The sequence below is a fragment of the Staphylococcus pseudintermedius genome, from assembly GCF_034042775.1.
GTDB lineage: Bacteria > Bacillota > Bacilli > Staphylococcales > Staphylococcaceae > Staphylococcus > Staphylococcus pseudintermedius.
The window spans coordinates 2368826-2394263 of the sequence record NZ_CP120150.1 but is presented as its reverse complement, the minus strand read 5'-3'; the positions used below and the strand labels follow the sequence as shown (position 1 = coordinate 2394263).

The 25438-nt window shown below is 40.7% G+C and carries 18 protein-coding genes, 1 tRNA gene, 1 rRNA gene and 1 other RNA gene; 15 read left to right on the top strand and 6 right to left on the bottom strand.

The features are described from left to right. Window positions 1-29: 29 nt before the first annotated feature. Both P3U61_RS11370 and P3U61_RS11365 read right to left on the bottom strand, forming a co-directional pair. Complete coding sequence (locus P3U61_RS11370) at window positions 30-1364, bottom strand: radical SAM/SPASM domain-containing protein (protein WP_063284953.1); 1335 nt, start codon at window positions 1362-1364, stop codon at window positions 30-32. 76 nt (window positions 1365-1440) lie between these two features. Next, window positions 1441-1572 carry a subtilosin A family bacteriocin gene (locus P3U61_RS11365; RefSeq protein ID WP_037544023.1) on the bottom strand — a complete coding sequence of 44 codons (132 nt, stop codon included), beginning with the start codon at window positions 1570-1572 and terminating at the stop codon, window positions 1441-1443. 282 nt (window positions 1573-1854) lie between these two features. On the opposite strand from P3U61_RS11365, the gene P3U61_RS11360 reads away from it, so the two are divergent. The 3 genes from P3U61_RS11360 (at window position 1855) to P3U61_RS11350 (ending at window position 3715) form a co-directional block, all read left to right on the top strand. Then, window positions 1855-2334, top strand: coding sequence for a Crp/Fnr family transcriptional regulator (locus tag P3U61_RS11360; RefSeq protein ID WP_153019465.1), 480 nt, complete (start codon window positions 1855-1857; stop codon window positions 2332-2334). 457 nt (window positions 2335-2791) lie between these two features. Next, entirely contained in the window at window positions 2792-3391 is a 600-nt protein-coding gene (locus tag P3U61_RS11355) for a transposase (RefSeq protein ID WP_323695700.1), read from the top strand. 3 nt (window positions 3392-3394) lie between these two features. Continuing rightward, complete coding sequence (locus P3U61_RS11350) at window positions 3395-3715, top strand: transposase (RefSeq protein WP_037544019.1); 321 nt, start codon at window positions 3395-3397, stop codon at window positions 3713-3715. A 66-nt stretch (window positions 3716-3781) separates the two neighbouring features. Here P3U61_RS11350 and P3U61_RS11345 read toward each other — a convergent pair whose 3' ends face one another. Genes P3U61_RS11345 through gltC form a run of 4 tightly spaced genes read right to left on the bottom strand, consistent with a single transcriptional unit; the run spans window position 3782 to window position 8862 of the window. Continuing rightward, window positions 3782-6043 (bottom strand): ATP-binding cassette domain-containing protein, encoded by a 2262-nt coding sequence (locus P3U61_RS11345; RefSeq protein WP_015728581.1) that lies wholly within the window; start codon window positions 6041-6043, stop codon window positions 3782-3784. 48 nt (window positions 6044-6091) lie between these two features. Further along, a complete protein-coding gene (locus P3U61_RS11340) occupies window positions 6092-6865 on the bottom strand; it encodes a YibE/F family protein (RefSeq protein ID WP_014614837.1) in 774 nt (257 codons plus the stop codon). Beyond that, entirely contained in the window at window positions 6862-7971 is a 1110-nt protein-coding gene (locus tag P3U61_RS11335) for a YibE/F family protein (RefSeq protein WP_063284949.1), read from the bottom strand. The genes P3U61_RS11340 and P3U61_RS11335 overlap by 4 nt, the downstream gene beginning before the upstream one ends. Before the next feature lie 12 nt (window positions 7972-7983). Beyond that, window positions 7984-8862 (bottom strand): glutamate biosynthesis transcriptional regulator GltC, encoded by an 879-nt coding sequence (gltC, locus tag P3U61_RS11330; RefSeq protein ID WP_014614835.1) that lies wholly within the window; start codon window positions 8860-8862, stop codon window positions 7984-7986. Window positions 8863-8984: 122 nt separating this feature from the next. Here gltC and gltB point away from each other — a divergent pair, with 122 nt between their 5' ends. The 12 genes from gltB to P3U61_RS11270 all read left to right on the top strand — a co-directional run bounded on the left by gltB (window position 8985) and on the right by P3U61_RS11270 (window position 25178). Further along, on the top strand, window positions 8985-13490 hold the full coding sequence (gene gltB / locus P3U61_RS11325) for a glutamate synthase large subunit (RefSeq protein WP_199569369.1): 4506 nt from the start codon (window positions 8985-8987) through the stop codon (window positions 13488-13490). A 12-nt stretch (window positions 13491-13502) separates the two neighbouring features. Beyond that, a complete protein-coding gene (locus P3U61_RS11320; RefSeq protein WP_199569367.1) occupies window positions 13503-14960 on the top strand; it encodes a glutamate synthase subunit beta in 1458 nt (485 codons plus the stop codon). A gap of 66 nt (window positions 14961-15026) precedes the next feature. Then, window positions 15027-15119: transfer RNA gene (locus P3U61_RS11315), tRNA-Ser, on the top strand. 317 nt (window positions 15120-15436) lie between these two features. After that, on the top strand, window positions 15437-16873 hold the full coding sequence (gene treP / locus P3U61_RS11310; protein WP_014614832.1) for a PTS system trehalose-specific EIIBC component: 1437 nt from the start codon (window positions 15437-15439) through the stop codon (window positions 16871-16873). A 44-nt stretch (window positions 16874-16917) separates the two neighbouring features. Next, on the top strand, window positions 16918-18549 hold the full coding sequence (treC, locus tag P3U61_RS11305; protein WP_037543989.1) for an alpha,alpha-phosphotrehalase: 1632 nt from the start codon (window positions 16918-16920) through the stop codon (window positions 18547-18549). A gap of 21 nt (window positions 18550-18570) precedes the next feature. Continuing rightward, window positions 18571-19305: a trehalose operon repressor gene (treR, locus tag P3U61_RS11300; protein ID WP_015728585.1), complete on the top strand. Its 735-nt coding sequence runs from the start codon at window positions 18571-18573 to the stop codon at window positions 19303-19305. Between the two features lie 85 nt (window positions 19306-19390). Next, window positions 19391-19660: signal recognition particle sRNA large type (gene ffs, locus P3U61_RS11295), an RNA gene on the top strand. A 101-nt stretch (window positions 19661-19761) separates the two neighbouring features. Then, complete coding sequence (locus P3U61_RS11290) at window positions 19762-20295, top strand: GNAT family N-acetyltransferase (RefSeq protein ID WP_014614829.1); 534 nt, start codon at window positions 19762-19764, stop codon at window positions 20293-20295. A gap of 66 nt (window positions 20296-20361) precedes the next feature. Then, window positions 20362-22065 (top strand): DNA polymerase III subunit gamma/tau, encoded by a 1704-nt coding sequence (gene dnaX, locus P3U61_RS11285; protein ID WP_323695699.1) that lies wholly within the window; start codon window positions 20362-20364, stop codon window positions 22063-22065. 91 nt (window positions 22066-22156) lie between these two features. Continuing rightward, window positions 22157-22477 carry a YbaB/EbfC family nucleoid-associated protein gene (locus P3U61_RS11280; RefSeq protein ID WP_014614827.1) on the top strand — a complete coding sequence of 107 codons (321 nt, stop codon included), beginning with the start codon at window positions 22157-22159 and terminating at the stop codon, window positions 22475-22477. A 1-nt stretch (window position 22478) separates the two neighbouring features. Continuing rightward, window positions 22479-23075, top strand: coding sequence for a recombination mediator RecR (gene recR, locus P3U61_RS11275; protein WP_014614826.1), 597 nt, complete (start codon window positions 22479-22481; stop codon window positions 23073-23075). Between the two features lie 551 nt (window positions 23076-23626). Further along, window positions 23627-25178, top strand: a 16S ribosomal RNA gene (locus P3U61_RS11270). Window positions 25179-25438: the final 260 nt, after the last annotated feature.

Genomic DNA, 25438 nt, shown 5'->3' with positions numbered 1-25438 from the left:
TTAAGTCTCTTTTCATGTTTTATCTCCTTTTATATTTGTTCTACTAAGTTTTCTAATTTTTGGTTTTTAACCCAACCGCAGTAATTCGTCCGATGGTTTTTGTTACTATTAAGACCTTTTAAGTAACAGCCAGCGCAGTAGTCTTTGAAGCTGCATTCATCACTGCAAAATTTACTTTTTTGTGGAGACTGCAGAGAGTATAATCGATTTACTATTTCTGAGGAGAAAACGTCTTTATATGACTGTTCTTTTAAGTTACCGATTACAAATTCTTTTGGAAATAGTGCACACGGCCGAATATTTCCATTAGGATCCATGACTATTGAACGCCAGCCAGCCCCACAATTATTGGCTTTGTTTTTAGTTAGAGGAACTAATGGTATAATGTCCCTATTATTTTTAACAACGTCCACTTCAAATTCAGCAAAAGACAAGTTGTTTAGTTTATTCAATTTCAACTGATTCATTTTTTTACCTCTACCAAAGTCATCTATCCAGTTATAAGAAAAGGCTGAAGCTCCTAGTTTTCTTACTAAATTCGCCATATCATTGATTTCCCACATATTATCCTCATAAATAGACATTCCGACCCTTACAAAAAGCCCATTTTCAGAAAGTTTTTTAATGGTTTTACAAGTCTGATTAAATGAATTTTTTTTGCCACGAAAATTATCGTGCTTTTCAGGGTTAACACTATCTAATGAAATCCCTATAACAATTTTTTTCTTATATTTAATTAATAAATCGAGAATATCTGGTTTTAACAGTGTTCCGTTTGTTAAGATACCGACTTTTTTGAACTTTTTGAGTGCAAATTCTAATATTTCTTTTGCGTTTGGATGTACAAACACTTCTCCACCAGTGATCTCACATGTTAGAATTCCATTTTCATACATATTATTTGCAATCATTATAAATTCATCTAATGAAAGCGTATCTTGAACTTGAGGTGAAGACTCTAGATAACAATGTGCGCATTTTAAATTACATTTATGTGTAATTTCAAACACCGCATGTAGTGGTGTAATATATTCAGTTGATCCGCTAATATTAAGGTTTTTTTTAACAGGATTACTAACGAGATTAATAAGATTTTTCTTATACAAATCGTTAACTAGATTTGTATACCATTCTATGTGATCGTTAATATCACATTTATATTTTTGGCACATATCTTTTAAAATATCTATTATTGTCATGGAACCATCAAAATACGTACATGCCTCGAAAGCAGAAGAATTTAAATCTAAATATTCAAAGTCGAACACTTCATCTTTAAACATGCCATTTTTCACCTCAATTACTCCACCATGAGGTAATTGATGCAACCTAGCATTGTCATTAAAAAATATATATTGATTCATTTCTATCCCCCCCTTAATAAAAAGTACGCCGACAAACTATGATAAATCCTATCATTTTGCCGGCATACAAACAGTGCTAAGAAGTTAGTCCAAAAATTCCAGTAATTCCCATGACTTCGAAGTCAGGTAATGGCCCATCAATAAGACAAGCAGCTCCAATTGAACAAGTCGAACAACCCTTGTTACTTACCATAATGCCTTTTTCCATTTTGGTATCCCCCTTTATTTTATTTAACTACAAACACATTTTAATATAAATTATTCAAAAGTTTTGTAACGCATGTTACTAAAAGTAATTTAAATGGTATAATTTTTTATAAAGGGGGGATTGTTATGGTAGAGTTGCTAGGGATTAAAGAGATTATCAAAGAAAAAGGGATAAATAATAAGTTGTGTAAGGGGGAGTATTTTCAAGAGACTTTTGAAAAATATATATCTAGTAGATAAGGGTATATTATATGTACATCAAGATAACATAGATGGTACTACTTTGATTTATAAAATCATAGGGCCAGATAGTTTGTTCATTTGTGATAATAGTAAATACTTTTGTGGGAAAACAGAAGTTGTATTTTATAAAATGCTTATAAGCAGCATAATAAATGATGAGAAAACTTGTAGAGAATACATAAAATTACTCATAAATGAAAATGTGAAAAAAGATATGTTTATTAGAGATATGTTAACTAAAGACAAAGTGTGTAGATTACTATCTATTCTAGTTAGATTAGCTAATACATTTGGAGAAGAAGAAGGGAGAATGATTGTGATAAAAATTAAAATCACTCAAGAAGAATTAGCTCAATATTGTGGAACTACGAGAGAGAATATCGCTAGAATTATGAAGCAATTAAAAGATAGAAAAATTGTAGATACGTCTTCTCGCTTTATAAAAATATTATCTTTAGAAGAGATAAAACAAATGATCCCATGTGAAGGATGTAATAGCTTCGTTTGCAAAACTTTTTGATTCTTTTTTGATAAACTATAGCCTGAAAGGAAGAATTTAAAAGCTAAAGTTGTGAGATGTGAATAATAAATTATTTAAGGAAGAGGTTAATAATTGAAGTGTAATAATATTCGGTTTAAGAGCACAGTTATTAGAAGAACAACTCATTACAGAGGATGTCATTTATATTGATGGCACAAAAATAGAAGCCAATGCGAATAAGTATACATTTCAGTGGCTGGCTAATACGAAGCGTTTTAGTCAGTCTGTCATTGAAAAATCAACGGCATTATATGAACAACTCGTTTCTGAAGAGATTATTCCTGAAATCAAGCGTGAATCTGGACATGAATTAACAAGTGAAGAACTGAATCAAATAGAGACGCATTTAGGTCATAAAAATGATGCGCTCACGTCTGAAATTGAAACAACTCAAGATGTAGAGACAAGAAAAAACCTTAGAAAAGAAAGAAGTAACGTGAGACAAAGTAAGAAGGCTATCCAAGATTTTAAGGACCGTAAATTAAAATATGACAAGCAAATGGAATTTTATGGCGACAGAAAAAGTTATTCTAAGACTGATCATGATGCGACTTTCATGAGAATGAAAGATGACCATATGAGAAACGGTGAGTTGAAACCGGGTTACAATCTACAGATAGCTACCAATAATCAATTCGTTTTAGCTTTTGGTGTTTATAGTTATCCAGGTGATACAAGAACGCTCAAACCATTTTTAAAATCAATTCACAAATTATATGGTGACATTCCAGAGTATATCGTGGCAGATGCAGGTTACGGAAGTGAATACAACTATACCGTGATACTCGATGAATTTGAGAAAACACCTTTAATCACTTATAGTATGTACCTCAAAGAGAAGCAGCGTAAATATAAAAACAATCCATTTATTACTGCAAACTGGGAATACAACGTGATAGAAGATTATTACATATGTCCGAATAAGAAGACATTACATTTCCAGAGTTACAGAAAGAGAAGAGATGGATACGGTATTCAAAGAGATTTTAAATTATATGCATGTGAAGCGTGTGTGGGCTGTCCATTACGAAGTTAATGTATGAAGCAAAGTACAAAGTCTAACACAAATAAAAGTTTATTTAAAAATCTAACTTGGGATTATTTTAAAGCCTTCATAAATAAGAAGCTTTCAGATCCAAAAACGAAGCACATTTATCAAAAGAGAAAGATAGATGTGGAATCAACTTTTGTAAATCTGAAAGCTAATTTGGGTTTCCAAAGATTATCGGTTCGCACCCAATCAAAAGTTGAGTGTGAACTTGGCATCGCACTCATGGCAGTAAATATACGAAAACTGGCCAAAATCAGTGCTCGTTTTCGTTCGCTCATAAGAAAAAAGCCATCAAATTCTAAAAATTGAATTTTGACGTTTTTTTTCTTAAAGGAGCTGAAGGTCTATGTCCTAGCCCCATACTCAATGTACCACTTATTCCGATAAACTACCAAATAAATGGGGAGCGGTGCGAGATTCGGCGACGTTTTTTAGGCCTGCAGGTGGTCCACTATAAAGAATGCGTCCCCCTTGATTTCCCGCACCAGGTCCAACGTCAATGAGCCAGTCTGCTCGTGTCATCATCGTGATATTGTGTTCAATTAAGATGACGGTATGGCCTTCTTCAATAAGTTGATCGAAGCGTGCCTGTAAAATTGGGATATCATCTTCATGTAAACCTGTTGTCGGTTCATCGAAAATAAATATTTTTTCTGTAACAGGCTCAATCATGTAGCGTGTCAGTTTGAGCCGTTGAACCTCCCCGCCAGATAAGGTGTCGAGTGATTGGCCGAGTGTCATATAGCCGAGTCCTGTCGATTGCAAGGCGCTTAACGTTTGAGCAATGGCGTCATGTGTTTGGAAAAGTGACAAGCCTTCTTCAACGGTGAGTGCTAACACGTCCGCGATAGAATAACCGTCGACTTTCGTTTCCAACACTTCTGGACGATAGCGGGTCCCTCCGCACACCTCGCATACTTGCGAGAAGTCTGGCATGAAGGCGAGTTCGGTTTTGAGCACGCCTTTCCCGTTACAATTTGGACACGCGCCATCTGAGTTATAACTGAACATACTTTTTTTCAATCCTGTTGCTTTACTGAAAAACTCACGAATATCATCGAAAATACCCGTGTACGTTAATAAATTCGATCGGTTGGAAGTGTGTACGCCTTTTTGATCAATGAGTATCGCATCTTCATGTTTCGCAAAACCGCCTTTAATTAAGGAGCTCTTTCCTGAACCAGCGACACCTGTTACAACCGTTTGCGCATTTTTCGGGATCGCAACAGACACATCTTGTAAGTTGTTGTGTTGCAAATGTTCTAAGTGTAACCATGCTTGGTTGTCACGAATCGCTGACTGTTTCAAGTGATGTTGACGTGTCAATGCGCGCGCTGTATCGGTATCGGACTGTTTAAGTTGTGCATAACTGCCTTCAAATGTAATCTGGCCGCCATGTTTCCCTGCGCCAGGTCCGATGTCAATCACGTGATCCGCAATTTTGATGACGTCGGGATCGTGTTCAACGATGATGACGGTATTACCTTTGTCACGGATATTGAGCATGATTTCGTTGATTTTTTCAATATCTGCTGGATGTAAACCGACACTCGGTTCGTCGATAATGTACACGAGATCGGTTAACGGACTGTTCAAATGACGAATAAGCTTAATCCGTTGTGACTCTCCGCCAGAAAGGGTCGTTGTTTCACGTGCGAGCGTTAAATAGTTCAGCCCAATATCATTCAAAGCTTGGAGTTGGGCTTTCAATGGTTCGATAATATAAGTCGCTTTGTCGCTGTCGATTTGCTCTAAAAATGGGAGCGTTTCTTCAATCGTCAGTGCTGTAAAATCGGCAATGTTCAGTCCATGAATTTTGCAGCTGAGCACTTTTTGATTTAAGCGTTGTCCGTGACAGACAGGACATGTTTGCTTGGTGACTACGCGTTCAACGTCCTTTAAAAAGCGTTTCTTTTCAAAGTTATCATTAATTAAAAATGAGCGTCGGAAACGGTGGATTAACCCTTCAAATTTTGCAGTTTTAGGCCATTCTGAGGGTGGATTTTTCAAGCGTGTTGGCTCGGTATAAAGAAACGTATCGAGCTCTTCTTTTGTATAGTCTTTGAGCTTTTTATCATTATCAAACAAACCCGAATAGCGATAACGTTTCCCGCGCCAACTATCCGGCTTAAATGACGGAAAGCGAATCGCACCTTCATTTAAAGATTTGTCGAAATCGAGCAGTTCATTCAAGTCGATATCTTCAACATAACCAAGCCCTTGACAATGTTCACACATTCCATTCGGATTATTGAACGAAAAGACGTCTGAATAACCGACGAAAGGTGTGCCAATACGCGACCACAATAGCCGGACGGACGCATAAATGTCTGAAATGGTACCGACCGTTGAGCGCGAATTGCCACCGAGTCTTTTTTGATTGATGACCATCGCGACGGGCAAGTTTTCAATATGGTCAACATCCGGTTTTTCATATTGCGTTAATTGGTGCTGAATATAACTCGAATAGGTTTCGTTCAATAGTCGTTCGGATTCAGCGGCAATCGTATTAAAAACGAGGGAAGACTTGCCAGATCCTGAACGCCCAGTCACGACCGTTAACTGATGTTTCGGAATGGAGACGTCAATATTTTTTAAGTTGTTTTGACGTGCGCCATGAATATGAATCGCTGTCATATAAATTCACCTCGTTCACATTGTACCCGTTTTCACTCGTCTTGAAGCTCAGTCTAGATGAAAAGGAAGTTGATGGCGATGTTTCACAAGCCAAGCAGTTATCATAGCCGTAATCGGAATACAGACTGCAATGGCGACCCCTCCTAAAGCAATTGTAATGACTTCTTGTGTAAATAATTTGGCATTGAGCATATGGCCGAAACTGTAATGCAAGTTGAAAAACCAAAAAACAATTGTCATTGAACCTCCAATCAATGCGAGGTAAATCGTGTTCGCAGACGTCGCTAAAATTTCTCGGCCGACGCGCATGCCTGAATGAAACAGTTCGCGTTCGGATAATGAGGGGTTCGTCTCGTGTAACTCAAATACAGGTGAGCTAATCGTAATCGCCAAGTCAATCACTGCTGCAATGACAGCAAGTAGCACAGTAAAAATCATAAACTGTTCCATATCAATCCCAATATTTAAGGAGAAGATATACGTTTCGTCTTGTTCTTCTTGGGTGAAACCTTGTAGATGACCCCAATGTACGGACAAGTAAACGGCGACAATCATTAATAATGTCGTGACCGTACTCGCGATAAATGCAGCTAAAGTTTTTGTATTAAAGCGGTTGAGTAAAAACAAGTTAACCATCGAGACAATAATACAAAAAATGAAAGTAACGACATAAATAGGCGCGCCAAAAACGATGGCGAGTACAGTAATGAATAAAATGATAAAGTTTAAAAATAGCGTTAAAAATGAAACGAGTCCTGTTTTACCGCCAAATATGAGCATGAGTATGAAAAGAATCAAACCTAAGATGACAATGGCATTCATCGTGTTGCACCTCCTCGTAGGCTTAACCATATACGCATGAGAAAAATGGTCAATGGGATAGTTAAGACGATGCCAATCCCGCCTGTAATTGCCCGGGAAATTTCTAAGGACCAATTCATGCTAATGCTGTAAGTGAGCGTGTTGCCATTTTTTAAATAAAGTAAGAGCATCGGTAAACTTCCTGCAAGATATGAGAATAATAAAATGTTCGTCATCGTTCCCATAATGTCACGACCGATGTTACGACCTGCGAGCACCCACCGTTGCATTGAAATGTGTGGCGACCGCTGTAGCACTTCATACATCCCGCTTGAAATCGTAATGGCGACATCCATCACTGCCCCAAGCGTTCCAACCATGACGGAAGTAAGGAAGACGGTTCTAGGTTGAATCGTGAGAAAGCTCATCGTTTCATATTTAATCCCTTGCCCGTGTGTTAAACCGATGACACTCCATGCGATAAAAATACAAATGAACGTGCCGAGTAAAGTGCTGACAATGGTCACAATCGTACGCATTGACCAACCAATGACGAGCCAAAGTGTTAAAATCGTCGCAATCATGACTGCGAGACTCATTAATAAAAAGAGATTCAGTTGCGGATACGCGTGATACAAACTAATGGCTAACAAAATGGCAAACGCGTTAATAACGAGTGATAGGATGGATTGAATTCCGATCCGTTGCCCGACAATGAGTAATGCAATAAAGAACGCGCTGATGACTGTCACGAGTACGGTATCGCGTTTTTTCTCAATAATATATGTATCTTTTTGATTTTTTCCTTTGTGCAGTAGCACTTTATCACCCGGTTGATACGCTTGTTCTTCAGTTTTCGAGGCGTTATACCGGTGTTCGACGTGAAGGGTGTCGCCTTGTTGTTTTGTATTTAACAATTTGACTTGTAACACGTCTTTATATTTCACATCTTGATTATGTTGTTCATCTACTGACTTTTCTTGGTGATGACTTTCAATTTTCGTCACTTCACCGAGCGGGATATGATAAAACGAACTATTCAAACGTGTGAATACTATCGCACAAATCGCTACGATGATACTCACCACGATGACAATGGTGTTTATTTTTTTCGAAAGTTGCTTCATAAATCATTCTCCTTAATGATAAACCGAACGTTGTTGTATATGTGTCATGATGATTTGGATGACTTCATCACGTAAAGGTTTTTGTAAATCGCGTCGATAAATGAGGCGTAACGTTTTTTTGAAATCTGTATGTGACAATGAAATCTTTTTCCATTGTTGATTTTGACTATATAAGTTGACGTACGTTGGTGCAAGTACGAAGCCTTTTTGATTGCGTAAAATAAAGCGTGCGAATTGTTCTTGATTCAAGACACGGACGGGTTTGTCGGCATGTGTTATCAAATACGTTTTGAAGTCTGTAGGAATCGGTTCAAGCAAGTATAACGGTTGTTTCAATATGTGTGATAACGGTGGATTTGGTACGTTCATCATTGGTGCGTGTAAATCCCCATATAAGACGTACGTTTCTTCTACTAATGGCACTATTTCAAATGTTGGATCCGTCGTTGTGACAGTTGTCAGTGCAAAATCAATTTCTTGTGCTCGCAACGCTTGTAATGTCTCTTGTTCATCTAACAATGTAGGAATGAGTGACAAGGACAGCTCGTTTTCAATTGTCTGTAACACTTGCGGTAAAATTTGGCCGATTGAGCCGTCCACATAACCGATTGTGAAGACGCTTTGCTGTTGTTGTACTTGCGTTTGAAACTGCGACAAAGTGAGATCGACTTGCTCAAGAATTTGTTGCGCATATTCAAGCAACTGTTTGCCTTCTGCGGTTAAAAATACGTTACGCCCGCGACGATAAAACAATGATGTTTCGAGTTCATTTTCTAAATTATGAATATGACGGCTAATTGCTGATTGTGCGACGTTCAATTCGAGTGCTGCTTCAGAAATATGTTCACGTTTTGCGACTTCGACAAAGTATTTGAGTTGTTTCAATTCCATACCATTCCACCTCTTACAATTTATATTATCTCAAAATTAGATAGATTTCATCTCAAGTATATATTGATGTGATAAATCGCTTTGCTATATAGTTGAAATATTACTAAAGGGAGGTGTCAGAAATGTCTAACAATTATTTAAATTCCAAAATCGGACTTTATGACAGTCGTGAAGAACATGACGCTTGTGGGATTGGCTTTTATGCGAATATGAATAATGAACGTTCTCATGAGATTGTCGAAAAGTCTTTAGAAATGTTACGCCGTCTCGATCACCGTGGAGGTATCGGTGCAGATGGTATTACAGGTGATGGGGCAGGCATTATGACAGAAGTACCTTATCAATATTTCTCAGAAGTCACTGATTTTGATTTGCCGACTGAAGGTGACTATGCGGTAGGTATGTTGTTTGCCAACGTCATGATTTCTGACACAAAACATGCAGCGGTAATGGCATCAATTTTTGAAGGAGAAGGGTTGCGTATCATCGGTGATCGTCAAGTACCGGTCGACGTGACGTGTCTCGCGCCGCATGTAGCAGAAACGATGCCTGTCATTCAACAAGTCTTCGTCGTAAATGAGAGTGCTCAAGACTTTAAGCGTGCATTGTACCTTGCGCGTAAGCAAATCGAAAAATATGGTGAAAGTGCACAGTTAGATTTATATTTTACGAGTTTATCGACACGTACCATTGTTTATAAAGGATGGTTGCGTTCAGACCAAATTAAATCATTATATGTCGATTTACAGCAGCCGTCATACGTATCGAAATTTGGTTCGGTACACTCGCGTTTTAGTACGAATACATTTCCGAGTTGGGAGCGTGCACATCCAAATCGCTTGCTCATGCATAACGGTGAGATTAATACGATTCAAGGTAATGTGAACTGGATGCGTGCCCGTCAACGTCGCTTAATTGAAACGATTTTCGGCGAGGCGCAACATAAAGTCCATCAAATATTGGATGAATCGGGCAGTGACTCGGCTATTGTGGATAACGCACTAGAGTTTTTAAGTTTAGCGATGTCGCCTGAACAAGCAGCGATGTTACTCATTCCAGAACCGTGGTTGTATAACGAAAGTAACGATCCGAAAGTACGCGCATTTTACGAATTTTATAGCTATTTAATGGAGCCGTGGGATGGACCGACCATGATTTCATTCTGTGATGGTGACAAGTTAGGGGCTTTAACCGATCGGAATGGCTTGAGACCAGGCCGTTATACAATTACGAAACAAAATGAAATCGTCTTTTCATCAGAAGTCGGCGTCGTGGATGTAGACGAAGCAGATGTTGTATTTAAAGGGCAACTGAATCCAGGTAAGCTATTGCTTGTCGATTTTAATCAACATAAGGTTATCGAAAACCATGAATTAAAAACCGCGATTGCAGAGCAGCAACCCTATTTGGAATGGTTGGAAACGTATCAACACAAGCTCGATTTAGAAGCGGTCTCATATGCGGGTGGACCTGTCGCTGTAGACTATGTTCTTAAAATGCAACAACGCTTTGGCTATACGAAAGAAGAGTTGGACAAGTATTTAACTGAACTCGTGACAGGTGGCAAAGATCCTATTGGGGCAATGGGTTACGACGCACCACTTGCCGTACTCAGCGAACGACCTGAATCACTGTTTAATTATTTCAAACAACTCTTTGCACAAGTAACGAACCCACCGATTGATGCATATCGTGAAAAAATTGTAACGAGTGAATTGAGTTATTTAGGTAAAGAAGGCAACTTGCTGGAACCAGGGCCGGATGTCCTCAAGCGGGTACAACTGAAACATCCCGTGTTGACACCAACACAATTAGACGTCATCGGACAAGAAGGCTTTACGGTAGCAGAGTTTTCGACAGGTTACATAGGTGGATTAAAAGAAGCGCTAGACAACTTAGGGGAAGTGGTCATCAAAGCGGTACGTCAAGGGGCAGAAATCATCGTGTTGAATGATAGTGACGTCACCGAAGTAGACCAGTATGCGATGCCGATTTTATTAGCGGTGAGTCATATTCATCAATTATTAATTCGTGAAAATTTACGGATGCAAACGAGCATTGTCGCAAGTTCTGGTGAAACACGTGAAGTGCATCACCTTGCTTGTTTAGTCGGTTACGGTGCGAATGCAGTCGTTCCGTATCTTGCACAACAAACGATTGCGCAATTGACAGAGCACGGTAGATTAGACGGTGTAGTAGCCGATAACGTCGCGCGTTACAACGCCATTTTATCAGAGGGTCTGATTAAAGTAATGGCGAAAATGGGTATCTCTACGGTTCAAAGTTATCAAGGGGCGCAAATCTTTGAAGCGGTAGGGTTATCAGAAGCAGTGATTAACGATTATTTTACGGGCACAACTTCTAAATTATCGGGCATCTCCATTGAAACATTAGACGCTGAAAACAAGGCGCGCCAAACGATTAAAGGTGACACGTTAGACCCAGGAAGCACATTCCAATGGCGTCAACAAGGTCAACATCATACATTCAATCCAACAACGATACGATTACTTCAACATGCGTGTCGCGACAATGATTATGCGCAGTTTAAAGCATTTTCTAAAGTGGCGAACGATCAAACGAGCAGCCATATTCGAGACTTATTTGCTTTCAAATCACAACAGGCCATCGATATTGCACAAGTCGAACCGGTTGAGGAAATTGTGAAACGCTTTAAAACGGGAGCGATGAGTTATGGGTCAATTTCACAAGAAGCGCATCAAACATTAGCGGAAGCGATGAACCAACTCGGTGGTAAAAGTAATAGTGGTGAAGGCGGAGAAGCTTTATCACGCTATGAACCGCAAGCAGATGGGCGCGACTTCAAAAGTGCGATTAAACAAGTGGCTTCAGGTCGTTTTGGTGTAACGAGTCATTATCTACAACATGCGAAAGAGATTCAAATCAAGGTTGCTCAAGGCGCTAAACCAGGGGAAGGCGGACAGTTGCCAGGCAGTAAAGTGTATCCATGGATTGCGGAGGTGCGTGGTTCAACACCAGGTATTGGCTTGATTTCACCACCCCCACATCATGATATTTATTCGATTGAAGACTTAGCCCAATTGATTCATGATTTAAAAAATGTTAATCGCGATGCAGACATTACTGTGAAACTCGTTTCTAAATCAGGTGTGGGCACGATTGCGGCAGGGGTTGCGAAAGCATTTGCAGATAAAATCGTCATTAGTGGTTACGATGGTGGAACAGGTGCGTCACCGAAAACGAGTATTCAGCATGCGGGATTGCCATGGGAGCTTGGTCTTGCAGAAACACATCAAACGCTCATGATGAATGATTTACGTTCACGTGTTCGTTTAGAAACAGATGGTAAATTACTGACAGGTAAAGACGTCGCCTATGCATGTATGTTAGGTGCAGAAGAGTTTGGCTTTGCGACAGCACCGTTAGTCGTCTTGGGCTGTATTATGATGCGTGTCTGTCATAAAGATACGTGTCCAGTGGGTATCGCGACACAAAACGGTGACTTGCGTAAACTCTACACAGGTAAAGCGCAACATGTGGTGAATTATATGCATTTTGTAGCAGAGGAATTGCGTGAAATTATGGCAGAACTCGGCATTCGTACTGTCGATGAGCTTGTCGGTCGTACAGACTTATTGAAACGTTCAGCTGTTGCCTATCATCATCCAAAAGCACGTGAAATGAAGTTAGAAAACTTGTTGTATCAACATGACGGTCCACGTACAAAAGAGATTGAACAACGTCATGGTCTCGAACATGGTTTTGACTTGACGACGTTATTACCCGCATCGCAAGCGCATATTCAAGCGGGCAGTCGCTTTAAAGGTCAGTTCGAAGTCGGCAATGAACAGCGTAACATCGGTGTCATTACAGGTAGTGAAATTACGCGCGCCCACGGTTTGAATGGCTTGCCAACAGATACGATTGTAGTTGAAACGCACGGGCATGCAGGACAAAGTTTAGGTGCGTGGATACCACAAGGGCTGACCCTTCATCATACGGGTGATGCGAATGACTATGTCGGTAAAGGATTATCTGGCGGTAAAATTGTCGTCAATGCACCGAATGTCGCACGTGAAGCCGAAATCATTGTCGGTAATGTTTGTTTCTATGGTGCGACGAAAGGTGAAGCGTATATTAATGGGCGTGCGGGTGAGCGTTTCTGTATCCGTAATAGTGGCGTACACGTTGTCGTAGAAGGTGTCGGTGATCATGGCCTAGAATATATGACAGGCGGGCGGGTCGTCATTTTAGGTGATGTCGGCAAAAACTTTGGCCAAGGTATGAGTGGGGGTGTGTGTTACGCGTTCCCTTCAGATGTTGAACAATTTAAAACACACAATCAACTGGCAACATTAGATTTTGATGTGGTCGAGGACGAAGCGGAAAAAGCGATGTTAAAAGGCATGTTGGAACGTCATCTCGCTTATACAGAAAGTCAAAAAGCAGCAGTAATTTTAGCTGATTTTGAGGCGCAGTTACAGCAATGTGTCAAAGTCATTCCGAAAGATTATAAGCAAATGGTTCAAAAAATTCATTATCATCAGCAACAACATGCATCACAAGACGACGCATTATTAGCTGCATTTAATGATGATCAAAATATAGATGAAGTGGCACAAGCGGAACCAATTGCTGTGTACTAAAGGAGGCTAACTATGGGTGAATTTAAAGGTTTTATGAAATATGATAAGCAAAAGCTCGCAGAAATGCCTCTAGAGACACGCATTCAACACTATGAGGCATATCAGTCACGTTTCTCACAAGAAGATGCGCAACAACAAGGGGCACGCTGTATGGATTGTGGGACCCCATTTTGCCAAGTGGGTGAAATGGTGGAACGTGAAACAGTGGGCTGTCCGCTCGGTAACTACATCCCAGAATGGAACGATTTAGTGTATCGCGGTGACTTTAAAACCGCATACGAACGTTTAGCAGAGACGAACAATTTTCCGGACTTTACAGGGTATGTGTGTCCAGCTCCGTGTGAAGCATCCTGTGTCATGAAGATTAATCGTGAATCTGTAGCGATTAAAGGGATTGAAAGAACGATTATTGACGAAGCGTTTGAACAAGGATGGGTGAAGCCGAAAACCCCTTCAGTACGTCGCAATGAAAAAGTAGCGATTATCGGAAGTGGCCCAGCAGGATTAGCCGCAGCAGAAGAGTTGAATGCATTAGGATATCAAGTCGTGGTGTATGAGAAAAATGCCCAACCAGGTGGCTTGTTGACTTATGGTATTCCGAATATGAAGCTCGATAAAGAAGTTGTGTTTCGACGTATTCGTTTATTAGAAGAAGCAGGTATTACTTTTCACTGTAATGTAGAAATCGGTAAAGATGTGAGTAAAAACGAACTGGATGAAACGTATGATGCCGTCGTCGTTTGTACGGGTGCAGAAAAACCACGTGACTTGCCGTTAGAAGGTCGTATGGGCCGCGGTATTCATTTTGCGATGGATTATCTGACTGAACAAACGCAATTGTTATTGAATGAAACGGACACGCAAACAATTTCTGCTCAAGGTAAAAAAGTCGTGGTCATTGGTGACGGTGATACGGGGGCTGACTGTGTTGCGACAGCATTACGCGATGGTTGCGAATCCATTATCCAATTCAACCGTAAAGCGCGTAAACCTGAACGTTTTGAAATTAACTATAGTTGGCCGCTCGCACAACCTGTATTGAAGAAAGACTATGCGCACCAAGAATATGAAGCGAAATATGGTCAAGAACCCCGTGCATATGGTATTCAAACGATGCGCTTTGATGTCGATGAGTTGGGCGATGTCCGTGGTATTTATGCGCAAGTTCAACGTGATCATGCTGACGGTACAATTGTAGGGGATGATCGAGAAATTTTTATTCCAGCTGACCTCGTTTTGCTCGCGATTGGCTTTGAAGGTGTCAAATCACCATTGGCACACGCATTGCAGTTAAAAGTAGAGCGTCAAAAAATTGTGGCGGACACAAAAGATTATCGTACGAATCAGTCGAAATATTTTGTAGCAGGGGACGCACGACGTGGTCAAAGTCTTGTTGTTTGGGCGATTAAAGAAGGCCGTGAAGTCGCGCAATCAGTGCACCGCTACATAGCCAGAAAAGTTTTTATATAAATTTTGTAAAATTCTTGTTGACAATGTGAACGAGCTGTAATAATATATGTTATGTGCTCGTCACACGGAGGAATACCCAAGTCTGGCTGAAGGGATCGGTCTTGAAAACCGACAGGGGCTTAACGGCTCGCGGGGGTTCGAATCCCTCTTCCTCCGCCATTATAAGTAAAATCCAAGACTAATAGATATAAAAGCCAAACATTCAAGTAATTGAATGCTTGGCTTTTTTGATCTTTTTAAACTTAATCGGATTTCGACGATAAGAGACTGGGAAGGGAATTTCTCGGTCTTTTTATTTTCGAAATGTTAAAACATGTTGCCTCCCACCTTGCTATTGTTGGCAAGCGGAAGCCCAATGGTTATCTCGAGTATGTGTTACATAACATGCAAGAAAAAATAAAATGTAAGCCTTTGCAAAACTTGTATGTACAAGTTATAATTTGTCTATACAAGTTTCTGGATAAGGAGTGACAGTGATGGCAGTGAAAAAGAAAGATGTCCGTGATATTATCGAAGCAATTGGTGGAGAAGAAAATATTCAATCTGCAACACATTGTGTGACGCGTTTGAGATTAGTGTTAAAAGATGACAATCAAGTGGACAAAGAGAAGTTAAGCGAGAATCCACTTGTTAAAGGGCAATTTAAAGCGGATCAACAATATCAAATTGTAATTGGTCCTGGAACGGTAGACGAAGCATACAAGGTGTTGATGGAAGAAACGAATACGCAAGCTGTATCGAAAGAGGAAGCGAAAGCACAAGCGGCTAAAAAGGGAAATCCGTTACAACGTTTAATTAAGTTGCTTGGTGATATTTTCATTCCGATTTTACCTGCTATCGTAACGGCTGGTTTGTTATTAGGGGTTAACAATGTGTTGACGATGAAAGGTCTAGGTAACGCGCCGTCCATTATTGAAAGATTTCCGCAAATTGCTGATTTCGCCAATATTATTAATGTCATTGCGACAACGGCATTTATTTTCTTGCCAGCATTAGTCGGATGGAGTGCAATGCGTGTGTTTGGCGGCAATCCGGTATTAGGAATTGTGCTCGGGCTCGTATTGATGCATCCACAGTTGTTATCACAATATGACATTGGTAAAGTTGATGAAATTCCAGCGTGGCACATTTTCGGTTTGAAGATCGAACAACTGAACTATCAAGGGCAAGTACTACCTGTCCTCCTCGCAGCATACGTGTTAGCGCAAATTGAAAAAGGGTTAAATAAGGTCGTCCATGATTCGATAAAACTCCTTGTTGTCGGCCCAGTCGCTTTGTTAGTAACTGGATTTTTAGCCTTTTTATTTATCGGACCTCTCGCGTTATGGATGGGTACAGGTATTACATCAGCCGTTCAATTTTTATTTGGCAATGCGGGTTGGTTTGGCGGCGCAGTGTATGGCTTATTGTATGCGCCACTGGTCATTACAGGTTTGCATCACATGTTTTTAGCAGTCGACTTCCAACTCATGGGAAGTGAACTCGGTGGTACGTACTTATGGCCCATTTTAGCGTTGTCTAACATAGCACAAGGTTCAGCCGCATTTGGCGCATGGTTCGTTTATCAACGTCGTCAAATGAATAAAGAACAAGGTTTAGCGATGACATCTGGTATTTCAGGCTTTTTAGGTGTTACAGAACCGGCAATGTTTGGTGTCAACTTGCCATTGAAATACCCATTTTTCGCAGCCATTTTAACGACGATGGTCACTGGGGCGATTGTAGGTGGCTCTGGCGTATTAGGTTCAGTCGGTGTAGGTGGTTTACCTGCGATTATTTCGATTAAATCACAATTCTGGGGTGTTTTCGGTATTGCGACGTTGATTTCGATGGTCGTACCAGCAGTGTTAACGATCATTTTCGCAAAATTAAGTCGTGAAAAAACGAAAATAATGGTCAATGACGAACAGTAAGTTTTAACATGTTGCACAGCACAAAGAAAAAAGGTGGGTTTCACATGGTAAGGCAAGATTGGAAAAAATCAGTCGTGTATCAGATTTATCCAAAGTCTTTTAACGATACGACAGGTAATGGGGAAGGCGATTTAAAAGGGATTATTGAGAAACTGGATTATTTACAATTTTTAGGGGTCGATTATTTATGGCTCACACCGATTTACGATTCGCCGATGAATGATAACGGATATGACATTCGTGATTACTATCAAGTGAATGCACAATTTGGGGATAAAGATGACTTACGTACATTGATTGATGAAGCGCATGCACGAGGATTGAAAATGATGCTCGATATTGTTATCAATCATACATCTACGGAACACGAATGGTTTCAACAAGCGCAGCAGTCGGTAGACAATCCGTATCGAGATTATTACTTTTTCAGACGTTCAGAAGACGGGCCGCCGACGAATTGGTTATCGAAGTTTGGTGGGAATGCATGGCAATACGATGAGCAAACGGATGCTTATTATTTGCATTTATTTGATGTTACGCAAGCGGATTTGAACTGGGATAATCCCGAAGTGCGTCACGCATTGTACGAAATGATTAATTATTGGATTGATTTCGGTGTAGATGGTTTTCGATTTGACGTAATTAACTTGATTTCTAAAGATACGTTTGAAGACTCAAATGAGATTGGTAAAGAGTATTACACTGATGGGCCACGTGTTCATGACTATATCCATGAAATGAATCGTCATACGTTTGGTGATCGAGATATGATGACAGTTGGGGAAATGTCGTCTACATCCATTGACCATTGTATTCAATATACGAATCCAGAGCGCCAAGAGTTGAGCAGCGTGTTTAACTTTCATCATTTAAAAGTCGACTATCGTGATGGACAAAAGTGGACGAACCAAAAATTTGATTTGTTGCAATTGAAGCAGATTTTGATGGAATGGCAAACGAAAATGTATGCTGGTAATGGTTGGAATGCGATTTTTTGGTGTAATCATGACCAACCACGTGTCGTTTCAAGGTTTGGTAGTGATGCGACTGAAGCGTTACGTCAACAAAGTGCCAAAACGCTAGCCATTGCTTTACATTTATTACAAGGGACACCCTATATTTACCAAGGTGAAGAAATTGGTATGACAGATCCACATTTTCAATCGATTCAACAATATCGTGATGTAGAGTCGTTGAATGCGTATCGTGAAATGCGTGAAGCCGGGATAGATGAAGCGGAAATTTTAACGATACTCGGACAAAAATCACGGGATAATTCACGTACGCCGATGCAATGGAATGATGAAGCACATGCTGGTTTTACAACTGGAACGCCGTGGATTGAAGTGGCAAATAATTACAACACGGTGAATGTTGAAGCGGCCATGGCAGACCCGGAATCCATTTTATACACGTACAAAAAGTTAATTCAGTTACGTCATGAACACGATATAGTGACGTACGGAGAAGTTGTACCGCGTTATCTCGATCATCCGCAACTGTTTGTGTATGAACGACGCTATCAAGGGGACACTTGGTTGATTATTGCGAACATGACATCAGAAAAAGTGACATTGCCAGAAGATTTGGATCGCTCTGGTTCGGTCGTCCTTCAAAATGGTATAATTGAAGGGAATGAGCTCGAAGCATACGCAACAATCGTTGTAGCGAGATAATGAAAATGAGAGGCAAGTCGGATGAAAAACCAAAATAAATTTCAATATATTTATGAACGTTTACGTATAGCAATTTTGGAAGGGGAATATGAATACGGCGAACAATTGCTTTCTGAACATCAGTTGGTGAAAAAATACAACGTGTCACGTGAAACAGTGCGGAAAAGTTTGAACATGCTCGTCTTGGATGGCATGATTCAAAAGATTCGTGGTAAAGGTTCAGTCGTCATTTATCAAGGCGTGACAGAGTTTCCGTTTGCTGATTTGAAAAGTTTTAAAGAGGTTCAAACGCAACTCGGACTTCATTACGAAACAGTCGTCGTCCGTTTTGAAAAGATCAAAGCGGCGGACGTGCCTCAAGTGAAAAAGGCGTTGGAAATGACAACTGATGAGGAGCTATGGCATTTCATTCGTTATCGTCAAATTGAAGGTATAACGAAAATTGTTGATGAAGATTATGTGCGTGCGAATCTGTTTCCAGAGTTATCTGAAGCGGTCGTTCAAAACTCTTTATACGATTATATTGAAAAAGTGAAAGGGTATGAGATTAGTTTTTCGAGCAAATCGATTACGTTCGAACCGTTTGGAGAATTGGAGCGGGCAGCATTTGGCGATGTGACGCCGCAATATTCGGCCACTGTACGAGGCATCGTCCATTTGAAAGATACAACGAAATTTCAGTATAATGTATCTAAACATATTGCCACTGAATTTAAGTTTATCGATTTTTCTAGACGACATTCACATTTATCATGATGAGTGAAACATTACATTATTTTCATTGCTTACAATCTTGATTATGCTTGCAATTTTAATCTGAGGTATAGTATTATTAGATGTACCGTGCTAAGCGGGGAGGTAGCGGTTCCCTTAACTCGAAATCCGCTTTACGCGAGGCTGAATTCCTTTGTGAAGGGTGTGTATTTGTGAAGTCTGCCCAGAGCACGAGGTGTTTGAAGATTTCGGTCCTATGCAATATGAACCCATGAACCATGTCAGGTCCTGACGGAAGCAGCATTAAGTGGATCCTCGTATGTGCCGTAGGGTAGCCGAGATTTAGCTGTCGACTCTGGTAACGTTTGTGATGCACATTCGACACAGAGGTGCACGGTTTTTAATTTTAAATGTAATGTATTGTCAAATAGATGTCAGAGTGGCTATTAAGAGTCGCTCTTTTTTTATACTTTATTTTAAAGCTGAGGGGTTGAAGTAATGTCCATATTTTTAAGTACACCCACCGAAAATGACTATGAGGCGACATATGAGATGTTGGCGAATGCTTTTGAAGATGTCCCTGAGTCTGATCATCAAGAACATCATCTCGTCAAACGTCTGCGCTTGTCACCGAATTATCGTTATGAATTAGAAGTCGTTGCGAAAACAGATGAAGGCGACATCATCGGCCACGGCATGTGTTCTGAAGTGACGATTCAAAATGATGACACGACGTATACTGCACTTGCATTAGCTCCGTTAGCTGTCGTGGCGGAATATCGTAATAAAGGAATTGGTCGAGCGCTCGTTCAGGCCTTAGAGGAGCGTGCGTTTGCTGAGAACTATACAACAATCGTCGTGTTAGGCCATGCGGATTACTATCAAAAGTTAGGTTACGAGGAAGCAATACGGCATCATATTTTGGCGCCATTTGATGTACCGTCTGAAAACTATCGCGTCAAATTTTTGTGGGATACACTCGAGGACCCACCTAACGGTAAAGTGATCTATCCGGAAGCGTTTTTTGAATAGGATGTCGCCATACAAATCAGTCGTAACGTGCTATAATGAAATCATTGTTAATTCGGAGGTGCCAAATTGGATTACCAAGCATTATATCGTATGTTTCGCCCCCAAAGCTTTGAAGATGTTGTAGGGCAGGAGCATGTGACCAAAACACTTAAAAATGCTATTGCTAAAGGTAAACAGTCGCATGCTTATATTTTTAGTGGGCCACGTGGTACTGGGAAAACGAGTATCGCTAAAATATTTGCCAAAGCGATTAACTGTGAAGTACGCGATGATGGCGAACCGTGTAATGAATGTGCAAGTTGTAAAGGAATCACACAAGGGTACAATTCTGATGTGATTGAAATTGACGCAGCAAGCAACAATGGTGTCGACGAAATTCGTAATATTCGTGATAAGGTGAAATATGCCCCGAGTGAATCGAAATATAAAGTGTACATTATCGATGAGGTGCACATGTTGACGACAGGGGCATTCAATGCGTTGTTGAAAACGTTAGAAGAGCCGCCTGCACACGCCATTTTTATTCTTGCGACGACTGAACCACATAAAATACCGCCGACGATTATTTCGCGTGCACAACGCTTTGACTTCAAGGCGATTAATGCCAACCGTATTGTGGACCGTTTGAGCTATGTGGCACACCAACAACAAATTGAGTTTGATGAGGCTGCTTTGACGTTTATTGCTAAAGTGTCTGAAGGTGGGATGCGTGATGCGCTCAGTATTATGGACCAAGCGATTGCATTTGGTGATGAACGTTTGACATTAAAGGATGCTTTAGATGTGACAGGAAGTTTAGATGAGTCTGATCTCAACGCTCTTTTCCAAGACGTTGTTCAAGGTCACGTCCATGAAGCCTTTGAACGTTATCATCAATTTGTGAGCGAAGGGAAAGAAGTGAATCGTCTCATTAATGACATGATTTATTTTGTAAGAGATACGATTATGGCAAAAACAACGCAATTAGAAACAGAATACGATGCGCTTATGCCATTCAATTTAGAAGTCTTATACAAAATGATAGATGTCATTAACGATACACTCGTATCCATTCGATTTAGTGTGAATCAAAACGTCCATTTAGAAGTCTTGCTCGTGAAGTTATCTGAAATGGTGAAAGAAGTGAACTGTACAGGTGAAGTCGTAGTCAATCATGCGCCAACCGAACAACATGACGCGATGATGAGACGAATGGAAGCGTTGGAGTCTGAGTTACAAACATTAAAATCTCAAGGCTTCTCAACCGCGACCGCACAACCTAAGCCACCAGCAGCAGCTAAACGTAGGGGAAGCGGTTCGACGTATTCTATTGAACAAATTGCGAAAGTATTGGATAAAGCGAATAAAGAAGACATTGCGCTTATTAAAGAACGTTGGGCGGATGTCATTCAATATGCGAAAGATCGCAATCAAAAATCGCTCGTCAGCCTACTTCAAAATTCAGAACCTGTCGCAGCAAGTGAAGATAAAGTGTTAATCAAATTTGACGAAGAAATTCATTGCGAAATCTTGAAAAAAGATGAAGAGAAAAAGCGAAGTATTGAAAATGTCGTGAAAGATATGATTAACAAATCTGTAGAAGTGGTCGGTGTCCCAGCTGATAAATGGATGCAGGTCCGCAGTGATTACATTTCAAATCGTAAACGAGGAAATACTCAGAGCAACGCATCAGAAGCGAAAAAACCAGCTGAACAACAAAATGACGTCGTACAAACTGCAAAAGATTTGTTTGGTGAAGAGATGGTGCATCTGATGGACGAAGAAACATGACAAGCGATTGAAAGGTATGTATAATTGAAATCGAATCTAAGAGAGACAAGCTCTTATTATCATAGAGTTGAAAATTAAGGAGGATTTATTTATGCGCGGTGGCGGAAATATGCAACAAATGATGAAACAAATGCAAAAAATGCAAAAGAAAATGGCAGAAGAGCAAGAAAAATTAAAAGAAGAACACGTTGAAGGAACAGCTGGCGGTGGCATGGTCAAAGTCGTTGTTTCTGGACATAAAGAAGTGGTCGATGTCATCATTAATGAAGAAGTGGTAGACCCTGAAGACGTAGAAATGTTACAAGACCTAGTATTAGCAGCAACAAACGAAGCGATGAATAAAGCAGATGCATTAACTGCAGAGCGTTTAGGTAAACATACTAAAGGTCTTAACATCCCAGGAATGATGTAAGATGCATTATCCTCAACCGATATCGAAACTGATTGATAGTTTCATGAAATTGCCAGGCATTGGTCCTAAGACGGCTCAACGTCTGGCATTTCACGTACTAGATATGAAAGAAGATGACGTCGTACAATTTGCTAAAGCACTCGTAGATGTTAAACGAGAACTCACCTACTGTAGTGTATGTGGTCATATTACCGAACAAGACCCTTGTTATATTTGTGAAGATAAACAGCGTGATCGTTCAATGATTTGTGTCGTTGAAGATGATAAAGATGTGATTGCGATGGAGAAAATGAAAGAATATAAAGGGTTATATCATGTGCTACACGGGACGATTTCACCTATGGATGGTATCGGACCTGAAGACATCAACATTCCAAGTTTAGTAGAACGCTTAAAAGATGAAGGGGTCAAAGAGTTAATTTTAGCTATGAACCCGAATTTAGAAGGTGAATCTACAGCGATGTACATCTCACGCCTTGTTAAACCTTTGGGTATTCGTGTGACGCGATTGGCACAAGGTTTGTCGGTAGGTGGCGATTTGGAATATGCGGATGAAGTGACACTGTCGAGAGCGATTTCTGGCCGTACGGAAATGTAATGGTTTAAACTTATATGAAGAAAAGCGACATGGGTGGTTGCATACGCATGTTGCTTTTCTTTTTTTGTTGTTATGGGTTCGGGGGGATTATGTATAAAAAAGATGCGATTTTAAAACGTTTGATGTGGCGTGCTATATGAAGTATGCAGCAAATGATTAGGTTGGCCGTAGTTGAGATAGAATGTTTGATTACATTTTTTTCAATTCATCGTAAAAATAAAAAACAACAATGTGCGCTTTATATAACAAAGTGATTGAAATGGTGTAATTTTTATGATTGTTAAACTGTTTAAAAGGCTGTATAGTTATATCTTGTTGAGCGGCACAATAAGTTGCCACAACGAAGATGAAAAATTAATTAAAAAAAGTTGTTGACTTTGTTGAATGACTTGTGTATAATTAATTCTTGTCGAGTCAAAAAAAGAAATGACATGAACATTGAAAACTGAATGACAATATGTCAACGTTAATTCCAATAATTTGAGTACTTCAAAAGTACTTTCGAGAGTGATTGACTTAAACAATCAACGAGCTATATCAAGCTTACTTCTTTTATGGAGAGTTTGATCCTGGCTCAGGATGAACGCTGGCGGCGTGCCTAATACATGCAAGTCGAGCGAACAGATAAGGAGCTTGCTCCTTTGACGTTAGCGGCGGACGGGTGAGTAACACGTGGGTAACCTACCTATAAGACTGGAATAACTCCGGGAAACCGGGGCTAATGCCGGATAACATGTTGAACCGCATGGTTCTACAGTGAAAGACGGTCTTGCTGTCACTTATAGATGGACCCGCGCCGTATTAGCTAGTTGGTGGGGTAACGGCCTACCAAGGCGACGATACGTAGCCGACCTGAGAGGGTGATCGGCCACACTGGAACTGAGACACGGTCCAGACTCCTACGGGAGGCAGCAGTAGGGAATCTTCCGCAATGGGCGAAAGCCTGACGGAGCAACGCCGCGTGAGTGATGAAGGTCTTCGGATCGTAAAGCTCTGTTGTTAGGGAAGAACAAATGTGTAAGTAACTGTGCACATCTTGACGGTACCTAACCAGAAAGCCACGGCTAACTACGTGCCAGCAGCCGCGGTAATACGTAGGTGGCAAGCGTTATCCGGAATTATTGGGCGTAAAGCGCGCGTAGGCGGTTTTTTAAGTCTGATGTGAAAGCCCACGGCTCAACCGTGGAGGGTCATTGGAAACTGGAAAACTTGAGTGCAGAAGAGGAAAGTGGAATTCCATGTGTAGCGGTGAAATGCGCAGAGATATGGAGGAACACCAGTGGCGAAGGCGGCTTTCTGGTCTGCAACTGACGCTGATGTGCGAAAGCGTGGGGATCAAACAGGATTAGATACCCTGGTAGTCCACGCCGTAAACGATGAGTGCTAAGTGTTAGGGGGTTTCCGCCCCTTAGTGCTGCAGCTAACGCATTAAGCACTCCGCCTGGGGAGTACGGTCGCAAGACTGAAACTCAAAGGAATTGACGGGGACCCGCACAAGCGGTGGAGCATGTGGTTTAATTCGAAGCAACGCGAAGAACCTTACCAAATCTTGACATCCTTTGACCGCTCTAGAGATAGAGTTTTCCTCTTCGGAGGACAAAGTGACAGGTGGTGCATGGTTGTCGTCAGCTCGTGTCGTGAGATGTTGGGTTAAGTCCCGCAACGAGCGCAACCCTTGAACTTAGTTGCCATCATTCAGTTGGGCACTCTAAGTTGACTGCCGGTGACAAACCGGAGGAAGGTGGGGATGACGTCAAATCATCATGCCCCTTATGATTTGGGCTACACACGTGCTACAATGGACAATACAAAGGGCAGCGAAACCGCGAGGTCAAGCAAATCCCATAAAGTTGTTCTCAGTTCGGATTGTAGTCTGCAACTCGACTACATGAAGCTGGAATCGCTAGTAATCGTAGATCAGCATGCTACGGTGAATACGTTCCCGGGTCTTGTACACACCGCCCGTCACACCACGAGAGTTTGTAACACCCGAAGCCGGTGGAGTAACCATTTTGGAGCTAGCCGTCGAAGGTGGGACAAATGATTGGGGTGAAGTCGTAACAAGGTAGCCGTATCGGAAGGTGCGGCTGGATCACCTCCTTTCTAAGGATAATATACGGAATATCACTATTAGGTGATAAGCGAATTAACGTGACATATTGTATTCAGTTTTGAATGCTCATTCATTTGAGGGTTCAGAATGATTTGTACATTGAAAACTAGATAAGTAAGTATAGATTTTACCAAGCAAAACCGAGTGACAAGCGTTTAAAAGCTTGAAACAAAAAATTATCGCTAGTCGTCAAATGACGACTCACATAATTAATAACTGGTGATTTTGGAAAAGATTGTATTTCGGTAGA